18 protein-coding genes are annotated in these 19,185 nt (G+C 66.1%); 13 read left to right on the top strand and 5 right to left on the bottom strand.

Annotated elements, in window-relative coordinates:
* The first annotated feature begins 38 nt into the window (after positions 1-38).
* Together hemE and ATF69_RS20370 are read left to right on the top strand one after the other, a co-directional pair.
* Complete coding sequence (gene hemE, locus ATF69_RS20375; protein WP_146872087.1) at positions 39-1,151, top strand: uroporphyrinogen decarboxylase; 1,113 nt, start codon at positions 39-41, stop codon at positions 1,149-1,151.
* Positions 1,152-1,209: 58 nt separating this feature from the next.
* Positions 1,210-2,097 (top strand): helix-turn-helix transcriptional regulator, encoded by an 888-nt coding sequence (locus tag ATF69_RS20370; RefSeq protein WP_244303776.1) that lies wholly within the window; start codon positions 1,210-1,212, stop codon positions 2,095-2,097.
* Positions 2,098-2,123: 26 nt separating this feature from the next.
* Here the strand turns inward: ATF69_RS20370 and ATF69_RS20365 are convergent, their stop codons facing one another.
* Complete coding sequence (locus ATF69_RS20365; RefSeq protein ID WP_369817519.1) at positions 2,124-2,585, bottom strand: NuoB/complex I 20 kDa subunit family protein; 462 nt, start codon at positions 2,583-2,585, stop codon at positions 2,124-2,126.
* Between the two features lie 826 nt (positions 2,586-3,411).
* On the opposite strand from ATF69_RS20365, the gene priA reads away from it, so the two are divergent.
* On the top strand, positions 3,412-5,544 hold the full coding sequence (gene priA, locus ATF69_RS20360) for a replication restart helicase PriA (RefSeq protein WP_200947635.1): 2,133 nt from the start codon (positions 3,412-3,414) through the stop codon (positions 5,542-5,544).
* Positions 5,545-5,550: 6 nt separating this feature from the next.
* Here the strand turns inward: priA and ATF69_RS20355 are convergent, their stop codons facing one another.
* Positions 5,551-6,222 carry a midcut-by-XrtH protein gene (locus tag ATF69_RS20355; protein ID WP_146872085.1) on the bottom strand — a complete coding sequence of 224 codons (672 nt, stop codon included), beginning with the start codon at positions 6,220-6,222 and terminating at the stop codon, positions 5,551-5,553.
* A gap of 11 nt (positions 6,223-6,233) precedes the next feature.
* Here ATF69_RS20355 and ATF69_RS20350 point away from each other — a divergent pair, with 11 nt between their 5' ends.
* On the top strand, positions 6,234-6,512 hold the full coding sequence (locus tag ATF69_RS20350) for a cupin domain-containing protein (protein WP_056747941.1): 279 nt from the start codon (positions 6,234-6,236) through the stop codon (positions 6,510-6,512).
* A gap of 204 nt (positions 6,513-6,716) precedes the next feature.
* Entirely contained in the window at positions 6,717-7,439 is a 723-nt protein-coding gene (locus ATF69_RS20345; RefSeq protein WP_146872084.1) for a hypothetical protein, read from the top strand.
* An 84-nt stretch (positions 7,440-7,523) separates the two neighbouring features.
* Here the strand turns inward: ATF69_RS20345 and ATF69_RS20340 are convergent, their stop codons facing one another.
* Both ATF69_RS20340 and ATF69_RS20335 read right to left on the bottom strand, forming a co-directional pair.
* A complete protein-coding gene (locus ATF69_RS20340) occupies positions 7,524-8,477 on the bottom strand; it encodes an AEC family transporter (RefSeq protein WP_056747938.1) in 954 nt (317 codons plus the stop codon).
* Positions 8,478-8,588: 111 nt separating this feature from the next.
* Entirely contained in the window at positions 8,589-9,878 is a 1,290-nt protein-coding gene (locus ATF69_RS20335; RefSeq protein ID WP_121941147.1) for an ABC transporter substrate-binding protein, read from the bottom strand.
* Positions 9,879-10,207: 329 nt separating this feature from the next.
* Between ATF69_RS20335 and ATF69_RS20330 the strand changes: the two genes are divergently transcribed.
* The 4 genes from ATF69_RS20330 (at position 10,208) to ATF69_RS20310 (ending at position 14,826) form a co-directional block, all read left to right on the top strand.
* The gene (locus tag ATF69_RS20330) at positions 10,208-12,307 is read left to right on the top strand and encodes an ATP-dependent helicase (protein ID WP_056747936.1); all 2,100 of its coding nucleotides are present in this window, start codon (positions 10,208-10,210) and stop codon (positions 12,305-12,307) included.
* A gap of 179 nt (positions 12,308-12,486) precedes the next feature.
* Positions 12,487-12,840 (top strand): hypothetical protein, encoded by a 354-nt coding sequence (locus tag ATF69_RS20325; RefSeq protein WP_235510738.1) that lies wholly within the window; start codon positions 12,487-12,489, stop codon positions 12,838-12,840.
* The gene (locus ATF69_RS20320) at positions 12,837-14,063 is read left to right on the top strand and encodes a phospholipase A (protein WP_056747935.1); all 1,227 of its coding nucleotides are present in this window, start codon (positions 12,837-12,839) and stop codon (positions 14,061-14,063) included. The genes ATF69_RS20325 and ATF69_RS20320 overlap by 4 nt, the downstream gene beginning before the upstream one ends.
* A gap of 376 nt (positions 14,064-14,439) precedes the next feature.
* Complete coding sequence (locus ATF69_RS20310) at positions 14,440-14,826, top strand: hypothetical protein (protein WP_056065534.1); 387 nt, start codon at positions 14,440-14,442, stop codon at positions 14,824-14,826.
* 96 nt (positions 14,827-14,922) lie between these two features.
* Here ATF69_RS20310 and ATF69_RS20305 read toward each other — a convergent pair whose 3' ends face one another.
* Positions 14,923-15,402, bottom strand: a complete 480-nt coding sequence (locus ATF69_RS20305) for a universal stress protein (RefSeq protein ID WP_056065531.1) — start codon at positions 15,400-15,402, stop codon at positions 14,923-14,925.
* Positions 15,403-15,511: 109 nt separating this feature from the next.
* Here ATF69_RS20305 and tgt point away from each other — a divergent pair, with 109 nt between their 5' ends.
* From tgt to ATF69_RS20285, 4 genes are all read left to right on the top strand, one after another.
* Positions 15,512-16,684 (top strand): tRNA guanosine(34) transglycosylase Tgt, encoded by a 1,173-nt coding sequence (tgt, locus tag ATF69_RS20300; protein ID WP_056748090.1) that lies wholly within the window; start codon positions 15,512-15,514, stop codon positions 16,682-16,684.
* Between the two features lie 252 nt (positions 16,685-16,936).
* Positions 16,937-17,275, top strand: coding sequence for a hypothetical protein (locus tag ATF69_RS20295; protein WP_233250604.1), 339 nt, complete (start codon positions 16,937-16,939; stop codon positions 17,273-17,275).
* Positions 17,276-17,416: 141 nt separating this feature from the next.
* Positions 17,417-18,559: a GGDEF domain-containing protein gene (locus tag ATF69_RS20290; RefSeq protein WP_146872083.1), complete on the top strand. Its 1,143-nt coding sequence runs from the start codon at positions 17,417-17,419 to the stop codon at positions 18,557-18,559.
* Between the two features lie 27 nt (positions 18,560-18,586).
* Positions 18,587-19,156, top strand: coding sequence for a PAS and helix-turn-helix domain-containing protein (locus ATF69_RS20285; protein WP_146872082.1), 570 nt, complete (start codon positions 18,587-18,589; stop codon positions 19,154-19,156).
* Positions 19,157-19,185: the final 29 nt, after the last annotated feature.

The raw sequence follows: 19,185 nt of genomic DNA, 5'->3' as shown, positions 1-19,185 counted from the left end.
GGTGCCGAGGCCGGCGGTCTGCCTGCGACAATCGCACCATGACCTTCGCCCCCCTTGCCAACGACACCTTCCTGCGTGCCTGCCGCCGCCAGGCCACCGACTACACGCCCCTGTGGCTCATGCGCCAGGCGGGGCGCTATCTGCCGGAGTACAAGGCCACGCGCGCCCAGGCGGGCAGCTTCATGGGCCTGGCTACCAATGTCCAGTACGCCACCGAAGTGACCTTGCAGCCGCTGGAGCGTTTCCCACTCGACGCCGCCATCCTGTTCAGTGACATCCTGACCGTGCCCGACGCCATGGGCCTGGGCCTGTCCTTTGCCGAGGGCGAAGGCCCGCGCTTTGCCAAAGTTGTGCGCGACGAAGCGGCCGTGGCCGAACTGGCCGTGCCCGATATGGACAAGCTGCGCTACGTGTTCGACGCCGTCACCAGCATCCGCAAGGCCCTCAATGGGCGTGTTCCTTTGATTGGCTTCTCGGGCAGCCCCTGGACACTGGCCTGCTACATGGTCGAGGGCAAGGGATCGGACGACTACCGCCTGGTCAAGAGCCTGATGTACGCGCGCCCCGACCTGATGCACCGCATCCTGGCCATCAATGCCGACAGCGTGGCCGCATACCTCAACGCCCAGATCGACGCGGGCGCACAGGCCGTAATGATTTTTGACAGCTGGGGCGGCGTGCTGGCCGACGGTGCCTTCCAGGAGTTCAGCCTGGCTTACACCAAGCGCGTGCTGGCACAGCTCAAGCGCACCGGCGTGGATGGCACCGATGTGCCGCGCATTGTCTTCACCAAGGGCGGTGGCATCTGGCTGGAGGACATGAAAGACATCGACTGCGAGGTGCTGGGCCTGGACTGGACGGCCAACCTGGGCAAGGCGCGCGCCATCGTCGGCGGCCAGGTGGGCGGCCCCGGCAAGGCGCTGCAGGGCAACATCGACCCCAACGTGCTGTTTGCGCCGCCTGCGCAGATCGTCACCCAGGTGCATGCCGTGCTCGACAGCTTTGGCAAGCCCCACACCGACCGCAACACCACCGGCCCCACGCATATCTTCAACCTGGGCCACGGCATCAGCCAGTTCACCCCGCCCGAGCATGTGGCGGCATTGGTGGAGGCTGTGCACAGCCACTCGCGCGCGCAGCGCCAGGGCTGACACCCCGGGCGAGCCATCCAAACCGCCCGGCACACCGCCCAGGGACCAGGTGATGGCAATGGAACAGCCCGTACCGCCGCCAGCGGAGCCACCCACCGGCCCGCAGGCGCTGCCCGCCTCGGCCCTGCAAGCCCCACCCGGCGCGCTCGCGGACTGCGTGCGCGCCTTTTTCTGGCGCGACCTGGGCCGCCAGCCGCCCAACACCCCGACGGACACGCGCGTGCCGCCCAGCCCCTACCCCGGCATCATCTGGCTCACGCGGGGCACGGCCCAGCTCGTGGAATGTGCGGGCGCGACCGCCGCAGCGGCCATGCCGGCCATGCCGGCCATCACACTCTCGGGCGCCCACCGCCATCCGTACCACTCGGTCTCCTCGCACGATGGCGATTCGTTCTGCCTGGCGTTCCAGCCCGGCGCGCTCGGGCTGCTGACCGGGCAGGACCTGGCGCCGCTGACCGACCGGGTCACGGACGCAACGACCTGGCTGCCCGCAGCCTGGCACCCTTTCCTCGCGGCCGTCCACGCGGCGCGCGACCATGGGGTGCGCCAGGCGCTGTGCGTGGACTTCCTCACCCCACGCTGGGCGGCCGTGGCCGACCGGCATGCTGCCTGGTTGCAGGTGTTGCACCAGGCTTGGCAGCGCGGCGCACGCCAGGCCCTGGCCTCTGCGCTGGACTGGACGCCCCGGCACCTGCAGCGCCGCACCCGGCAGCTGGCGGGCCTGCGGCCTGGCGAGATCGAACGCATGCTGCGCGCCGAACATGCCCTGCTGGCCATGCGCGACGGCAACGCCGGTGCCCTCGATGCCGCGCTGCGCCATGGCTACGCCGACCAGGCGCATTTCAGCCGCGAGGCGCGCGCCCTGTTCGAAAAGCCCCCCGCAGCGCTGAAGGCCCACACCCGGCGGCCGGGCGACGATGCGGACTGGCTGCTGCGGCGCAGTTGAAGCCGCCGCCCGCTGGGGTCTGCCGATTACCGCTGGATCACCTGGGGCCGCTTGATCTTGGCCTGCAGCTGCAGGATGCCGTAGAGCAGCGCCTCGGCCGTGGGCGGGCAGCCGGGCACATACACATCCACGGGCACGATGCGGTCACAACCCCGCACCACCGAGTAGCTGTAGTGGTAGTAGCCACCGCCGTTGGCGCATGAGCCCATGGAGATCACGTAGCGCGGCTCGGGCATCTGGTCGTAGACCTTGCGGATGGCGGGCGCCATCTTGTTGGTCAGGGTGCCGGCGACGATCATCAGGTCGCTATGGCGGGGGCTGGAGCGCGGGATGATGCCAAACCGGTCCAGGTCGTAGCGCGCCATGGCGGCATGCATCATCTCGACCGCGCAGCACGCCAGCCCGAAGGTCATGAACCACAGGCTGTCGGTGCGTGCCGCCTGCACCACCTCGTCCAGCCGGGCCAGCACAAAACCGTCGCGCTCCATGGTGGGCGCATCTGCCATGGGGGAAGAAGAGTAAGTAGCCATGGCGGCATCGTCGCCACAAGTCGCCACGCCGTCTTGAAGCAAAGCGACATGGACCGCTGTGACACCAAGAACGCCAGACACTCCGGGCCCTGCGACAATCCCCGGGCATTTCGCAGCAGATCCGGCGTCCCCGCCAGCGCACTTATGCACAAAATTGGAGCATCCTCGCACCCGGCGCGACTTCGTACGGCAACTTGCAAACAAACCTCATCACGACGCTAAGTGCTTGATTTATATGGCGTTAAATCCCCTGCTTTTTTGACAGGCAATCCAGCCAAAGCACGAATTGACAAGGACTTGCGGACCAAACCCAAGGGATATCAACAAAGTTATCCACAGAAATTCTGAATTTCTTACAAATCCCCTGTCAAATCAAGCACTTGCAGGCCATATCGAAGAAATGCATGAACATAGGCTCACGCCGCTAGCACAAAAAGGGGGCAACCTGTCCTCTTGACGAAGTCCTGCTGTCCGACTTATGCACACAAAACGTGATGCATCGCAACATGGAGACGCTGAATCGGCTTAGCACAAAAATCCGGGGCAAATTTCTTCAGATGATTGATTCATAACGATTTTTTTGGAGTGCTGTATTTCCGGGCAATCTGTTCGCAGCCAGCATTCATGCGGCTTGGGCGGGGGTCGGGACAGGATGTCAACAAAGTTATCCACAGAAATCCGGGATTACTCACACACCCACGGCAAATCAAGCACTTAGTCGCCAAAGCTCCAGATCACATCCACAACGCGCACTAAGCCTATTTCTCCTCCATAGCTCGTGTCTATGTCCCTCTCCCTCGTCCACGTTGCCCTGCAGACGCCATCGCACAGCGGAGTCGGCGACCTTCTGAGCTACGCCAGTGAGCGCCCGCTCTCACCGGGTACGCTGGTGCGTGTGCCCTTGGGCACGCGCGAGGTGCTGGGCGTGGTGTGGGACGCCGACGAAGCCCCCGGTGAGCTGCCCGATGGCGCCACGCTGCGTCCCATTGCAGGTGTGCTGGAGGGCGTGGCGCCCCTGGATGCGTCCTGGCGCCGTCTGGTGGGGTTTGCAGCACGCTACTACCAGCGCGCCTTAGGCGAGGTGGCCCTGGCGGCCCTGCCCCCGCAACTGCGCGACCTGCGCCCCGAGCAGTTGGCACGGCGGCTGCGGCGCCCGGCCAAGGGCGCAGGAGATACCTCACGCACTATTGAAAACATAGCACTCAGCGCAGAACAAGAAAGCGCCAGGGCCCGAATTTCCTCAGAAAAAGGGCCTTTCCTGCTGTTTGGCAGCACCGGCAGTGGCAAGACCGAGGTGTATCTGCGTTGCGTGCAAGAGATGCTGGAGGCCGACCCCACCGCCCAGGCGCTGGTCATGGTGCCCGAGATCAACCTCACGCCCCAGCTGGAAGAGCGCTTTGCAGGCCGCTTCGCTCCGCGCTTCGGCCCCGGTGCCGTGGCGTCGCTGCACAGCGGCATGACCAACCCGCAACGCCTGGCCAGCTGGCTGGCCGCGCACAGCGGCAGCGCGCGCATCGTGCTGGGCACACGCATGGCGGTGTTCGCCAGCCTGCCCGGCCTGAAGCTCATCGTGGTGGATGAAGAGCACGACCCCAGCTACAAGCAGCAGGAGGGCGCGCGCTATTCCGCGCGCGACCTGGCCATCTGGCGCGGGCGCGAGCAGGGCGCTAAGGTGATCCTGGGCTCCGCCACGCCGTCGCTGGAGAGCTGGTACGCCAGCCGTCCGGCCACGGCCGAAGACCCAGAAGGTGGCCGCTACGTGCGGCTGCACATGCCCAGCCGCATTGGCGCCGGTGCCCTGGCCCGTGTGCGCCGGGTGGACATGAACCAGCAGCCCCGCCGCACCGTGTTCAGCGCGCCGCTGCTACAGGCCATTACCGAACGCGTGGCGCGTGGCGAGCAGAGCATGATCTTGCTGAACCGCCGGGGCTACGCGCCCGTGCTGCACTGCGTGGACTGCGGCTGGAAGAGCGACTGCCCGCACTGCAGCGCGCACCAGGTGTTCCACAAGACCGACCGCACCCTGCGCTGCCACCACTGCGGCCACACGGTGCGCGTGCCGTTTCACTGCCCGACCTGCGGCAGCCCCGACATCCACCCCATGGGCAAGGGCACCGAGCAGCTGGAGGAGCAGCTCGGCACGCTGCTGCGGGAGGTGCTGCGGCCCGACCGCACGCCCGCCCGCATCGCCCGCATCGACGCCGACACCACCAAGGCCAAGGGCGCGCTGGAGGCCCAGCTGGCGCAGGTGCATTCCGGCGAGGTCGATGTGCTGGTGGGCACGCAGATGATTGCCAAGGGGCACGACTTTCGGCGCATCACGCTGGTGGCTGCGGTGCAGCCCGACGGCGCACTGTTCAGCAGCGACTTCCGCGCCGCCGAGCGGCTGTTTGCACTGCTGATGCAGGCAGCGGGCCGCGCCGGGCGCGACGCCGCCTACATGGCCGCCCAAGCGGTGCATGGCACGCAGCCCGAGATGTGGGTGCAGAGTTTTCACCCCCAGCACGCCGTGTTCGAGGCACTGCGCAAGCACGACTACGAAGCTTTTGCCGCCCAACAGCTCAAGGAGCGCGAAGAGGCCGCCATGCCCCCGTTCTCGTACCAGGCGCTGGTGCGGGCTGATGCGCGCACGCAGGAGGTGGCGCAGGGCTTTCTGACTGCGGCCACCGCCGCCGCCCACGCCGCGCAGTTGCCGGGTTTGCCCGATGGCACGGTGATCCTGTTCCCGCCTGTGCCGCTCACGATCCAGCGCGTCGCCAATGTGGAGCGCGCCCAGATGCTGATGGAAAGCAGCAGCCGCGCCACCCTGCAGCGCTTTCTGGCGGCATGGCAGCCGATATTGCAAGCCACGCGCAGCCAGCCGGAGCACAAGGGGCTGATCCGCTGGCTGGTGGATGTGGACCCGCTGGCGATCTGACCTACGTCAGCCTGGCAAACCGTCGTTGTACACCTTGACATAGCAGATACCGTTGGGCTGAAGCACGAGACCCACGGTACATTCCGGCGTAAAGCCTGTAGGTGGGAGCAATGTCAACCCGGTGATCACACTGACTCCCGTCACCCGCTGCGGGCGATCTGTCAGATTCTGAGCGGTGTAGATGTGGAAAAAATCCCCGAAGAACAGCTCCGTGCTGTGAGGAATGTTGGCAACACCGCCTGGCGGCTGATCCAGTGCGATCTCTACGGGCGCCGGCTCTGCAACCGCAGGACGATTCCAGAAGGCCGCAGACAAGGCTCCACAAGCTACAAGACCCAAAGCCCACATCTTCAGCACCCGCCGGTTCTGCGCGCGCATCGCGTAAAGGGCCACGGCAGCCAATACAACCGCCATTCCGATCAGGGCCCACTCGGACATCGTTGGCACATTCGAGGCCGCAAAGGGTGCATAGGAGACACTCCCCATGGATTGGGCTGCTGCCCCCTGTGCCACCAGCAATCCCAGGACCATCGCAGCAACAGACCTTGCACCCAACAAAACTCGCGTCATTCTGAATTCCCTCAATGTAAATCCACAATTGTTACAAGGGTTTATTGGCTCAGCAAGCAAGTTATTGCCATACGCGCACGCCATCATTTGCAAATTGCTTTCGTCCACAGGAGACAACCATGACCCCCGATCACTTCACCGAACTTCTCGCCCAGGAAGGTTTCGCTGAGCCCGTCCTTGTCGAGCGTGAAGCCAATGGATCCTGGGACGAGCACACCCATCCTTTCGAGGCCAAGGCACTCATTCTTTCGGGGGAAATCCGCATCTGCACCGCGAACGGGTCAGAGCACACCTTCCGCAAGGGCGACGTGTTTCATCTGAAGGCCCACGAACCTCACTCGGAGTTCTACGGACCGACCGGCGTGTGCTATCTGGCGGGCCGTAAGGTCGGCATCTGAGCGCTTTGCCACAGTGGGGCTGGCCCCTCAGACGCCTGCACCGAGCGGGCTACCGCTAAAAACTTGCGTTCAACGGGCCTAACCTCAATACTGCGGCCTTCACACGGCACTCGGTGGCGCCTGCATGCAATCCCGAGGGCCTTCCGTTGTAGCAAGGAGGTTGCTTCTCGCCTTGCGTCGCTCCTTATTGAGAAAGCCCAAGCCATGACAGCAACAATTGTTCGTGCACTCATTCTGTTGTCTCTTATGGCGGTGGGCGTCTCTGCAAGCGCCCAGAACCTCCTTGCCAATGGCAATTTTGAATCGGGGCTGGCAGGCTGGAATACATGGGCGGCGCCGCCCGGCTTCTGGGACGGGGCCTGGATACACAGCAACGACTGCGATATCTGGGTCCCAACCGTGTGTCCTTTCGGTAGTGGCGGTACGTCCCATTCCCAGAAGAAGGGTAGCGGTGCTGGCAATGCACACGGGGGCCTTTTCCAAACTCTCGCTGTTACCCCGGGTCGTGTGTACAGACTTCGGGGGGTGTGGTCTGGGGGCGTGACCGGTAACGCGGCTGGCAACGCCAGCTGGTGGGAAGTTGTGGCTTACAACGGCGCTGTGGGGGCGGCAACCATCGACGCAGCTCCCGGTCCCATGGATGTGTTGATAGCCCGTCGCGAGGTATCAAATCTTGCGCTCAATGGCGTCTTTCAGTTTCAGTGGGAACCTTTTAGTGGCACTTTCACAGCCTCGTCTAACCAAGTAACCATTGCACTGAAGACTGGCAGCTTTTTCACCCTCGATGCAGCTGGCTACCACGATGACCTTGTGCTTGAGGAGGTGACGGCAGTCCCTGTCAACGCCTCCTGGGCTTTGATGACTCTCGCACTCGCTTTGTTCGCTACCGCCATGTGGCGGTACCGCAGCCACATGGCCCGCAAGTAGACTCCCTACTGATTTGAGGCAAAGACCCGGCTGGAGACTCCACAAGTCAGCCCCATACGTTGCGAGCCACTCCCCCTTATGCTGTCAGGTCAGCAGCGCCACTGCGGCGGAGAAGCTCAAGAACGCCAGCGCAGTGGACACCAAGATGATGCGCGCCACCCGCCCGTTGTTGGCGCCGAATTTCTCGGCCAGCAGCGACACGTTGCTGGCGCTGGGCAGCGCCGCCAGCAGCACCATCACCGTGAGCGCAAAGGGCGTGAGCGGTACCCCCATCGCCATGGCCGCCGTGCCTGCGCCCCACACCAGCAGCGGGTGCACCAGCAACTTGGCCAGCGCCACCGGCACGTAGTCCCGTGCAGGGACCTGCTCGTGCTGGTTCATCTGCGAGCGGGCGAGCACTGCGCCGATGGTGAACAGCGCAACGGGCGAGGCCGCGTCGGCCAGCATGGCGATGGTCTTGTCCACCGGGCCCGGCAACTTGAACTGCAGCGCCGACGCCAGCGCGCCCAGCGCAATCGACCAGGGCATGGGGTTGGTGGCCATGCCCCTGAAAGCGCTTTTCAGCGCCACGCCCACGCCGTGGGTGCCCGCCCCATCCAGGCGCGAGAGCGCAATACACAGTGAACTGGTGATGACCATGTCCACCACGATGGTGACGATGGCAGCGCCCGCGCTCTGGGCACCCAAGAGGGCCACCAGCAGCGGCACCCCCATGAAGCCCGTGTTCGGGAAGGCTGCGACGAGCGCACCAAAGGCCGCGTCGTTCCAGCCGATGCGCGCGTTGCGCGTAAGCGCCACCGTGGCGCCCACCATGACCAGCGCACACAGCACATACACGCCCGCCACGGCCGGGTCCAGCAGTTGGTGGATGGGTGTGCTGGCGCCAAAGCGGTACAACATGCACGGCAGCGCAAAGTACAGCACGAAGGCGTTGAGACCTGGAATGGCGGGCTGCGGCAGCACGCCGCGCCGTGCGGCGAGGTAGCCACAGAGCACGAGCGCAAAGAAGGGGAAGGTGACGAGCAGGACGGACAGCACAGCCCGATTGTCCTTGTTGCGCCAGCAGCCAGGGTCTGCGGCGCCCGGGGTGGTCAGCGCAAAGTCAGGTGGGTGGGCTCGCGGGTGGCGAGCGCAGGCACCCGTTTTTTGTTATTGCTTGCGCTGAATGATGAGGTTGCGCTTGGCATCCTCCGGGTAGGCAAAGGTGATCGCGCCGTTCTTGACCATGCCCATGACCAGCATGTTGCGCGTGATCGCGTCCTTGTCCTGCGCGCTGAAGGGCTTGTCGTAGGTGGTGACCACGCCGTAGTAGGTCTTCATCTTGCCCTCCAGCGATTCCTTGATGGCCTTGCCGTTCAGGTTGCCGTCGCGGATGCCGAGGAAGGAATACATCAACAGATAGGTGGCGTCGTAGGCGTTGGCTGCCGCCATGGGCACGGCCACCTTGCCTTGGTACTTGCGGGTGTAGCTCGACAGGAACGATGCCCGGCGCTCGTTGCTGGGCTCGGCGATGAAGGTCTGCACCATGAGCGCACCCTCGGCCGCATCTTTGGCGCCTTCGAGGAAAAACGGGAAGGACAGCGGCCAAGGCCCCACCTGCGGCACCTTCCAGCCCAGCGCCTTCTTGCCGTTGGCAATGGTGGCGTTCTCCGGCCCCACGGTGTAGCTGTAGACCACGTTGGCGCCCGCGTTGCGGGCCGCAGTCAGCTCGGCCGTGAGGTCCTTCACCCCCAGGTCAAAACGCGCCACGTGCACGGGCTTGAGGTTCTTGGCCGCCAGCGCGGCCACCACGTCGTTGTAGCCGCCTTCGCCATAGCCGGTCTTGTCGGCAAAGATGGCGACCTTGTCCCAGCCACGTTTGACGATGTCGTCCACCAGGAAAGGCGCCTGGATCGCGTCGCGCGCCTGCACGCGGAAGATGTAGCTGTCGGGCGCGGGATATTTGGCCGTCACGGCCGTGCCTGTGGCGCAGGGCACGATGAGCGGGCTTTTGGCGTCCTGGAACAGGTCGATGGCCTTGAGCGCCACGCCGGTGTTGCAAAAGCCAATGGTGGCGACCACTTTCTCATTGAGCAGTTCCTGCGACACCTTGCGGCCTTGATCGGGGTCGGCCCTGTCGTCCTTGATGACCAGCTCCAGCGGGCGGCCCAGGTAGCCACCCACGGCATTGATCTCGTCCACCGCCAGCTTGATGCCATTGAGCATGGGCACGCCAAAGTCGGCCGACGGCCCCGTGAACGGCCCCACCACGCCGATGCGCGCGGGGGCGTTGCCCCCCACCTGCGCATGCGCCACCCGTGGCAGCAACGCCGCACCCGCCAGCACACCGGCAGCCGCCAGGGCGGACCAGGCGGTCCATGCAGGCAGTGGCAACCGACGGCGGCCCGCCCGGGGCGCGGCGGCAGTCAGAGCGATGGAAGGCGGGGTGGCAGGGTTCATGGCGATGCTCGGTTCACAACACTCCCCTCCCGACAAAGGGAAGGACTCGCCAACCAGTATCAAATTGTGAAAACAAAGCCCCTAGCGGGGTTTCCCGGAGCACAGGGCCCGCGCGCGGGTCCGGCAGCGGCCCCGTCAGCAGCCTGTCAGGCGATGGTCGCGCATGGGGCGGCGGCCGATACCCTCGCGCCGCAGCCGCCGGGGGCGCGCCGGTATCATTGCGCCCTTGCGCGGCACACCCCTCGGTTTGCACCCCGCGCCCGTGGCGCCCACCGCCCCGCGCCCTGCCCGGTTTCCGCCCTCCGCCCCTTCCTGCCCTCACCCTCTCCATGTCTGCCGGTCTCAATCTCGCCCAGCTCCAGGCTGTCCACTACACCGACGGGGCCTGTCTCGTGCTGGCAGGCGCGGGCTCGGGCAAGACACGGGTGATCACGATGAAGATCGCCCACATGATCGAAAAGGGCATGGACCCCAAACGCATCGCGGCCATCACCTTCACCAACAAAGCCGCCGCCGAGATGCGCGAGCGCGCCAAGGGCCTCATCGGCCGGCGCGCCAAGGATGTGCTGGTGTGCACCTTCCACGCGCTGGGCGTGCGCATGGTGCGCGAGGACGGCCATGTGCTGGGCCTGAAGCCCCAGTTCAGCATCCTCGATGCCGATGACGTGACGGGCATCCTGAAAGAAGCCTCGGGTGGCACCACCGACATGGCCACGGCGCGCCAGTGGCAGTGGGTGATCAGCAAGTGGAAGAACATGGGCCTGACCTCCGAACAGGCCCTGGCCCAGGCGGCGGACGACAACGAACGCATCATCGCCACGCTGATGGCCCGGTATGAAGAGCGCCTGGCGGCCTACCAGAGCGTGGACTTTGACGACCTGATCGGCATGCCGCTGCGGCTGCTGCGCGACTTCCCGGAGGTGCGGGCCAAGTGGCAGGCGGCCCTGGGCCATGTGCTGGTGGACGAGTACCAGGACACCAACGCCACGCAGTACGAGCTGCTCAAGCTGCTGGTGGGCGAAAAGGGACATTTCACCGCTGTGGGCGACGACGACCAGTCCATCTACGGCTGGCGCGGCGCCACGCTGGACAACCTCAAGAAGTTGCCGGTGGACTACCCCCACCTCAAGGTCATCAAGCTGGAGCAGAACTACCGCTCCACCAGCGCCATCCTGCGTGCGGCCAACAACGTGATCGGGCCCAACCCCAAGCTGTTTCCCAAGACGCTGTTCAGCGAACTGGGCGAGGGCGAGCCGGTGCGTGTGGTCGATGCCGACAACGAGGAGCACGAAGCCGAGCGCGCCGTGGCCCGCATCCAGAGCCTGCGCGCGGCCAGCAACCCGCCGCCGGACTGGAAGAGCTTCGCCATCCTGTACCGCGCCAACCACCAGGCCAAGCCGTTCGAGAAGGCACTGCGCAAGGCCAACATTCCCTACAAGGTCTCGGGCGGCACGAGCTTCTTTGACCGCGCCGAAATCAAGGACCTGTGCGCCTGGTTTCGGCTGTGGATCAACAACGACGACGACCCGGCGTTTTTGCGCGCCATCACCACGCCCAAGCGTGGCATCGGCCACACCACGCTGGCATCGCTAGGGGCCTTCGCCACCCAGCACAAGCAAAGCATGTTCGGCGCGCTATTCAACGGCATGCTGCCTGCCGCTGTGCCCAAGCGCGCCATGGATGGCCTGCACGAGTTTGGCCGCTACATCAATTACCTGGAGTACAGCGCCCGCCGCACCCATGGCGCCGAAGAGGCCCGCGCCTTTCTGAACGAATGGCTCAAGGAAATTGGCTACGAGCAGCACCTGTACGACAACGAAGACAGCGAAAAAGTGGCGGCCGCCCGCTGGAGCAACGTGATGGAGTTCTGCGACTGGATGGCCCAGCGCGCGGGCGGGCAGATCGACGATACGGCCGGTGCCGTGGTGGCCAAGGAGACCAAGAGCCTGCTGGAGGTGTCGCAGACCATTGCGCTGCTATCCACCATCAGCGAGCGCGAGCAGGAACAGGACATGGTCACGCTCTCCACCCTGCACGCCAGCAAGGGGCTGGAGTGGCCGCATGTGGTGCTGGTGGGCGTGACCGAGGGCATGCTGCCCTTCAAACTGGACGACGACGAAGGCCGCCAGCAGAAGGTGACCGACGACGTGCTGCAGCGCCTGCAGGAGGAGCGCCGCCTGATGTACGTGGGCATCACCCGCGCCCAGCGCACCCTGGCCGTGAGCTGGACCAAGCGCCGCAAAAAAGGGCGCGAAATGGTGGCCGCACAACCGAGCCGCTTCATCGCCGAAATGGGCCTGGACAAGACCACCGCCCGCGAAGACCCGCGCGAAAAGCTCAAGGCCCTGCGCGCCGAGTTTGCGGCCAAGGCCCAGGCCACCACGGCGGCCAACGCGGCTGCGGCCGCCAACCCGGCGCCCACTGCTTGAGAGGGCGTACGCACATGGCACAACACCCCGCCACCGATACCACCCCACGCCCCGCCCTGCCCCGTGGCCGCAGCGCCTGGGGCATTGCTGCGCTTTTGATAGCTATCAGCGCTTGTCCTACAAGCGCCATCAGCCAAAAAGGCCCACAATCCACGGCGGCATGCCCAGCGGCGGCAGAGATGGATCACCAACACCTACAGGGCCAGTGGCGCGCCGAGCTGCAGGCCCCTGCGCCGGGAGATAAGCCCACCACGGCCACGCTGCAACTGGGCCCGCACCCCGAGCTGGCACAGAGCGTGCGTGGCACCGTGGTGCGCAGCGGCACCACGGCCCAGGTCAGTGGTGACGTCGACGGCGGCGACCTGACCCTGGAAGAATCGATCAACGGCACCAACATCAGCGCCACCTGGACAGGCCAGGTGGTCGATGGAAGTTGCGGCAAGGAAATACGCGGAACATGGAACAACGCCCACCCCACCCCCACCACGCCGTCAGCACCGTTTGTGCTGCGCAAACAGGCGGCCTGGCAATGAGCGCCGTTGCGCGGGGTACCCCCGCGTCCCGTCTGCACCGCCCGCTGGCCTTGCTGCTCGCAGCCCTGGCCCCGGCCGGCGCGGCCTTTGCGCAATCAGCACCTGCCGCATCCGCCGGGACCGACGCGGCCCTGCGCCGCTGCACCGCCCTGTCCAGCGACAACCAGGCGCGCCTGGCCTGCTTTGACGCCTGGGCGGCCGAACAGGCCCAGGCCGCTCCTGCAGGAGCGCAGTCCTGGCAAGCCCCTGCTGCTTCGGCGTCGGCCAGTGCCAGCGGCGCAAGCTCTTCGTCGGCCGTGCCCCCGCCGGTGGACGCCACGCTGCCTGCCACCCGCATCATCGACGTGGCGCGCACCGAAGGCTGCCGCGACCCGCAGTACAGCGATCTCTCCCGCTTCTGGGAGCTGGAAACGGGCACGGACTGCGGCACGTTCAGCTTCCGGGGCTACCGCCCGATCACGGTGTCGGTGGTGGCGTCGAGCAGCGTGAACCGCCAGCCCGCGTCGGATGCCGACGGCAACTCGGCCACCGACTCGACCCCGTACCGCCGCACCGAAAACCGCATCCAGCTGTCCGTGCGCACGAAGATTGCGCAGGGCCTGCTGACCCAGGGCCACCCCACGCTCAAGGACTCGCTCTGGTTTGGCTACACGCAGCAGTCGTACTGGCAGCTGTTCACCCCCGAGATCTCGCGCCCCTTCCGCGCCACCGACCACGAGCCCGAGCTGATGTACGTGTACCCCACCACGGCACAACTGCCGTTTGGCTGGAAGTGGCGCTACAGCGGCATCGGCCTGGTGCACCAGTCCAACGGCCAGAGCAAGCCGCTGTCGCGCAGCTGGAACCGCGCCTACCTGATGACCGGCATCGAACTGGACAACCGCTTCAGCGTGAACGCCCGCATCTGGAAGCGCATCCCCGAAAGCGCAGGCAGCGACGACAACCCGGGCATCAGCGACTACATCGGCCGGGGCGAACTGTCGCTGCTGTGGAACGTGAACAAGGACAACACCCTGGGCGCCACGGTGCGCCACACGCTGGCCAGCAGTGACCGGGGCTCGGTGCGTGTGGAATGGCTGCAGGCCCTGGGCACCGGCCTGTTCGGCAGCAAGAGCAACCTGCGCCTGCACACCTCGCTGTTCAGCGGCTACGGCGACAGCATGATCGACTACAACCGCAAGCGCACTGTGTTCAGTGTGGGGTTGAGTCTGGTGGATTTCTAGCAGAGACACCCCCCTGAGGCGCTGCGCGCCTTCCCCCCGCTCTCACATCGCTACGCGATGTGGGCAGGGGGACGCAGCCCTCGCTGCGGGGCGGCCCTTGCTTGGCTGCCCGCGCCTGGGGCCGCGCCAGTTGCATACGCCTTGGACGAAGCACCAGCCAGCAGTAGCCCAAGGCGGGGCGAAGGCCCTCACAACTCGTTACGACATCGTCCTCAAGTTTCTCCGGATGACGCCGACGCGCGGCCACAATGGCACGCGCACAGAAACCGGCGTGGCCCCCTGTGAGAGGCGCTCAATAAGAGCCCCTTTCCCACCGTTTTACCTGCCATTGCCTGCCGCGTGCCCCTCGACAATGCCGACAAAGAGGAACACACCCATGGACATGCAATACCAGCTCAAGGCAGGCAGCTATTACCTGTATGACATGCGCGAGGCGCCCAGCGCCGTCACGGGTGAACGCCGCTTCAAGCTCAAGACCGACACGGTGGCCATTGCGTTCGATGTGCACACGGGCGAGGTGCACCAGCACGGCAGCCCCACGCGCATCCAGTCCTGGGCCAACAACACGCGCCGCCGCCTGCGCGCTGCCGGTGCACAGGACGTGGCCAACGACATCGTGGTGGTGTCAGGCCCGCTGCCCGTGGACGAGCTCAACAAATGCCTGTGGGTGCGCGGCTATGTGCGCCGCATGTTCTCGCGCCTGGCCACCCTGCCCCATGGCAAGCTGCAGCGGCCCTCGGAGCCGTTTCGCAAGGCGGCCTGATCCGGGCAACCTCTCCCACACATTCCGATCGGGGCCGCGCACAGCGGCCCTTTTCCTTTGTCCTGTCTTTTTCTATCAGGGCGGGCGCCAAAGGGGTCAGGCTTCGGCGTCCTCGACCGCGTCGCTGTCCACCCCCTCCTGCACCTCGGCATGCTTGACGATGGTCACCGGCACCGGACTGGCATGGGCCACCTCCTGCGACACCGACCCGAGCAGCGCGCTGGTGATGGCGCCCTGCCCCTTGGCACCGATGATGACCATGTCGCAGCCCGAGCGCTCGATCATGTCCACCAGCGTGTGCGCCACATCGCCCACGCCCACATCGGTTTCGTAGGCCACCCCGGCGGCATCGAGCAGCGCGCGCGCTGGCGCCATCAAATGCTGGCCCGCCTCCAGGCTGGCGGCGGCGATCAGGTCGGGGTCGCGGGTGGTCACCAGTTCGTACAGCGTGGCGGGCTCCTGCACGTTGGCCAGCACCATCGTGGCCTGGAGCCCCTGGCGCACCAGCGCCAGCGCGTGGTGCACGCCATCCAGGGAGAGTTCGGAGCCGTCCACGGCGATGAGGATCTTGAGCATGGGGTTCTCCTTGAGTGAGTACAGACCAGTGTAGCGACGCCATCGGCCAGCGCCAGTCCAATCCCTTGCGGCAGGTCAGCCCGGCCCGTCTGGGACAATGCGCCCCATCATGCTGCAGTTCGACCTCCTCAAAACCGACCCCTCCAGCCACGCACGCCGTGGCCAGCTCACGCTCAACCACGGTGTGGTGCAGACCCCCATCTTCATGCCCGTGGGCACCTATGGCACCGTCAAGGGCGTCATGCCGCGCAGCCTGCACGACATGGGCGCGCAGATCATTTTGGGCAACACCTTCCACCTGTGGATGCGCCCGGGCCTCGACGTGATGCAGAGCTTTGGCGGCCTGCACGGCTTTGAGAAGTGGGACAAGCCCATCCTCACCGACTCCGGAGGTTTCCAGGTCTGGAGCCTGGGCGCCATGCGCAAGATCACCGAAGAGGGCGTGACCTTTGCCAGCCCCGTGAATGGCGACAAGCTCTTCATGTCGCCCGAGGTGAGCATGCAGATCCAGACCACGCTCAACTCCGACATCGTGATGCAGCTCGACGAGTGCACGCCGTACGAGACCAAGGGCCACAAGACCACCGAGGCCGAGGCGCGCAAAAGCATGGAAATGAGCCTGCGCTGGGCAAAACGCAGCCAGGACGAATTCCACCGCCTGAACAACCCGAACGCCCTCTTTGGCATCGTGCAGGGCGGCATGTTCAAGAACCTGCGCCAGGAGTCTCTGGAGCGCCTGGTGGAGATGGACTTCCCCGGCTACGCCGTGGGCGGCGTGAGCGTGGGCGAGCCCAAGGACGAGATGCTGGACATCATGGCCCACACGCCCCACCGCCTGCCCGCACACAAGCCCCGCTACCTGATGGGCGTGGGCACGCCCGAGGACCTGGTGCAGGGCGTGGCCGACGGTGTGGACATGTTCGACTGCGTGATGCCCACCCGCAACGCACGCAACGGCACGATGTTCACGCGCTTTGGCGACCTGAAGATCCGCAACGCCCGCCACAAGGCCGACCACAAGCCCATGGACACCAGCTGCACCTGCTACGCCTGCGCCGGCAGCTCGGGCGTGTCGTGGGACAACGGCGGGCGCGAAGGCTTCTCACGTGCCTACCTGCACCACCTGGACCGCTGCGGCGAGATGCTGGGCCCCATGCTTACCACTGTGCACAACCTGCACTACTACCTGAACCTGATGCGCGAGGTGCGCGAGTCGCTGGAGGCCGGCACCTTCGCCCAGTTCCGCGCACAGTTCAAGGCCAACCGGGCGCGCGGCGTGTGAGCTGCGGAGATGCCTCCCGCCAGATTGCTATGTTTTACATAGCGCCTCAGGCATGATCCACTAGCGCATCGGGCCAAAATCATTCCAAAACTCCTGCGTCACCTGCTGCACTGGCATCTGCGGGCCCTCACTGGCCTTGGCAGCGGCCTGCTGGCGCTGCTGATCCTGTTCGAGGAATGGGGCTGGGAGCCTCTGCAGCGCCTGCTGGCGCGCATCGGCCGCTGGCCGGGGCTGCGCTGGATCGAAGGCTGGGTGCGCTCCCTGCCGCCCTGGGCTGCGGTGGCCTTGTTTGCGTTGCCTACGGCCTTGCTGCTGCCGATCAAGCTGCTGGCGCTCTGGGCCATCGGGCGCGGGCATGTGGTGCTGGGCATGCTGGTGATCGTGTTGGCCAAGGTGGTGGGCACGGCGGTGGTGGCGCGGCTGTTCACCCTCACGCAGCCTGCGCTCATGCAATTGCGCTGGTTTGCCTGGACCCACGCGCACTGGATGCAGCTCAAGCATGCCGTCCTGGAACGTGCCCGCGCCTCGTGGGCCTGGCGCGTGGCGCGGGTGATCCAGCGGCAGTGGAAGAAGCGGTGGCGCCAGCGCTGAGGACCAGCCCCCCCCGGCATCCACCCTGCGCCGCGCTGGCATCTGTCACCTGTCACTTCTTTCGGCCACCATACGGGGGACAGAGACCACCCGATCTGATCCGCTCCAACAACTGCCATCACACGACCGCCACGCAGCGCCATGGGTTTACAGCTTGACCTCCCTACCGTCCTCCTGCTCTACAAGACCGCCTTGGTCGCCGGCGCGCTGAGCATCTTCCATGTCAGCCGGCATTCCTGCCGTCCGCAAGGGCTCCGGCCGCTGTCGGCGGCCTACCTGCTTCTGGCCGTCGGCGCCGAGCTGGCGGGCCAGGGCGAGTACCAGGTGCTGCCCCAGTGGCTGTGGACGCACACCAGCCTGCTGCTGGGCACGCTGGGCTACACGCTGTTCTGGGCCAGCGTGCGGACCCTGAGCGGGCGCCGGCGGGTTTCGTTGCCTCTGCTGGCGGCAGTGCCGGGCGGCTGGCTGGCACTGGGCATCGCCACACAGTTTCCGCTCGACAACCTGCTGCGCGCGGGCGCCTTCCACCTGACGGCCGCGCTGGCACTGGCGGCGGCGGCCCACGAGGTCTGGCGCGACCGCCACACCGAGCCCCTGCCCTCGCGCGGGTTGCTGGCCGGGCTTTTGCTAATCAGTGCCGGCCTGTTTGCACTGCAGCTGTTTCTCATCGCGACGCACGCCACCAGCCCGCTGGGGTTTGCCCGTGCGTTCTACGCGCAGATGTTCTGCCACTTCGGCGTAGCGCTCATGGTGTCGTCCCTGTCCAACGAGCGGGCCGAGGTGCGGCTGCAAAAGGTGGCCCAGACGGACGCGCTCACCGGCATCGGCAACCGCCGCTGGCTCATGTCCATGCTGCCAGCGCAGCTGCCAATGGGTAGCGCCATCGCGCAGCTGGACCTGGACCACTTCAAGCACATCAACGATCGCTTTGGCCATGCGGCGGGCGACCGCGTGCTGCGGGCAGCGGCCGAGGCCCTGGGCAGCGAGTTGCGGGGGTCGGACCTGCTGGCCCGCTGGGGCGGTGAAGAGTTTCTGGTGTACCTGCCCGACGCAACGGCAGAGCATGCGGCGGCCGTGGCCCAGCGCCTGTGCAGCGCGGTGCAGAACATCCGCCTCACAGAAGCGGGGGAGGGCATTCCCGTGACCGTGAGCATCGGCATGGTCTGCGTGACCTCTGGCGGCGGCAACTGGGCCGAATGGCTGGGCGCCGCCGACCAGGCGCTGTACGACGCCAAACACGCAGGCCGCAACCGCGTGGTGGTGGCCGCAGGGCGCCGGGCCTGATCCCGGCCTGCCGCACAATCCCGCCCCATGCCTACCGCCCGCCAAGCCCCCTTGAATGAAGCGCTGGAACTGGCCTTCAACCTGGCCCCCGTTGGCATGTGCGTGACGCGCGAACGCTGCATCGAGATCTGCAACGACGCCTTTGCCCGCATGTTTGGCTACGAACAGGCCGAGCTGCTGGGCCAGCCGCTGGCGCCGCTGTATCCGTCGCTGGACGAATTCACCCACACCGGCAACCTGGGCCTGCCCGCCATGATGGACACCGGCAGCTACAGCGACGAGCGAGTGATGCGCCGCCGGGACGGCACGCTGTTCTGGTGCCATGTGGTGGGCCGTGCGCTGGACCGCGCCCAACCGTTTGCGCGCGCGGTGTGGATGTTTGAAGACATCTCGCACCGCCGGGTGGTCAGCACCCCGCTCACGGTGCGTGAGCGCGAGGTGGCGCAGCACATCGTCACCGGTGCCACCAGCAAGCAGATTGCCCGCCACCTCCACATCAGCCACCGCACGGTGGAGGCCCACCGGGGGCGGATCATGCGCAAGCTGGGGGCCACCAGCACGGGCGAATTGGTGGCCCTGCTGTTGGGCATGCCCTGACACCGGGGACAATCGGGGCCCGCACGCCT

The sequence above is a fragment of the Acidovorax delafieldii genome (assembly GCF_007993815.1).
GTDB lineage: Bacteria > Pseudomonadota > Gammaproteobacteria > Burkholderiales > Burkholderiaceae_C > Acidovorax > Acidovorax delafieldii.
This window is presented reverse-complemented; position numbering and strand designations above follow the sequence as displayed.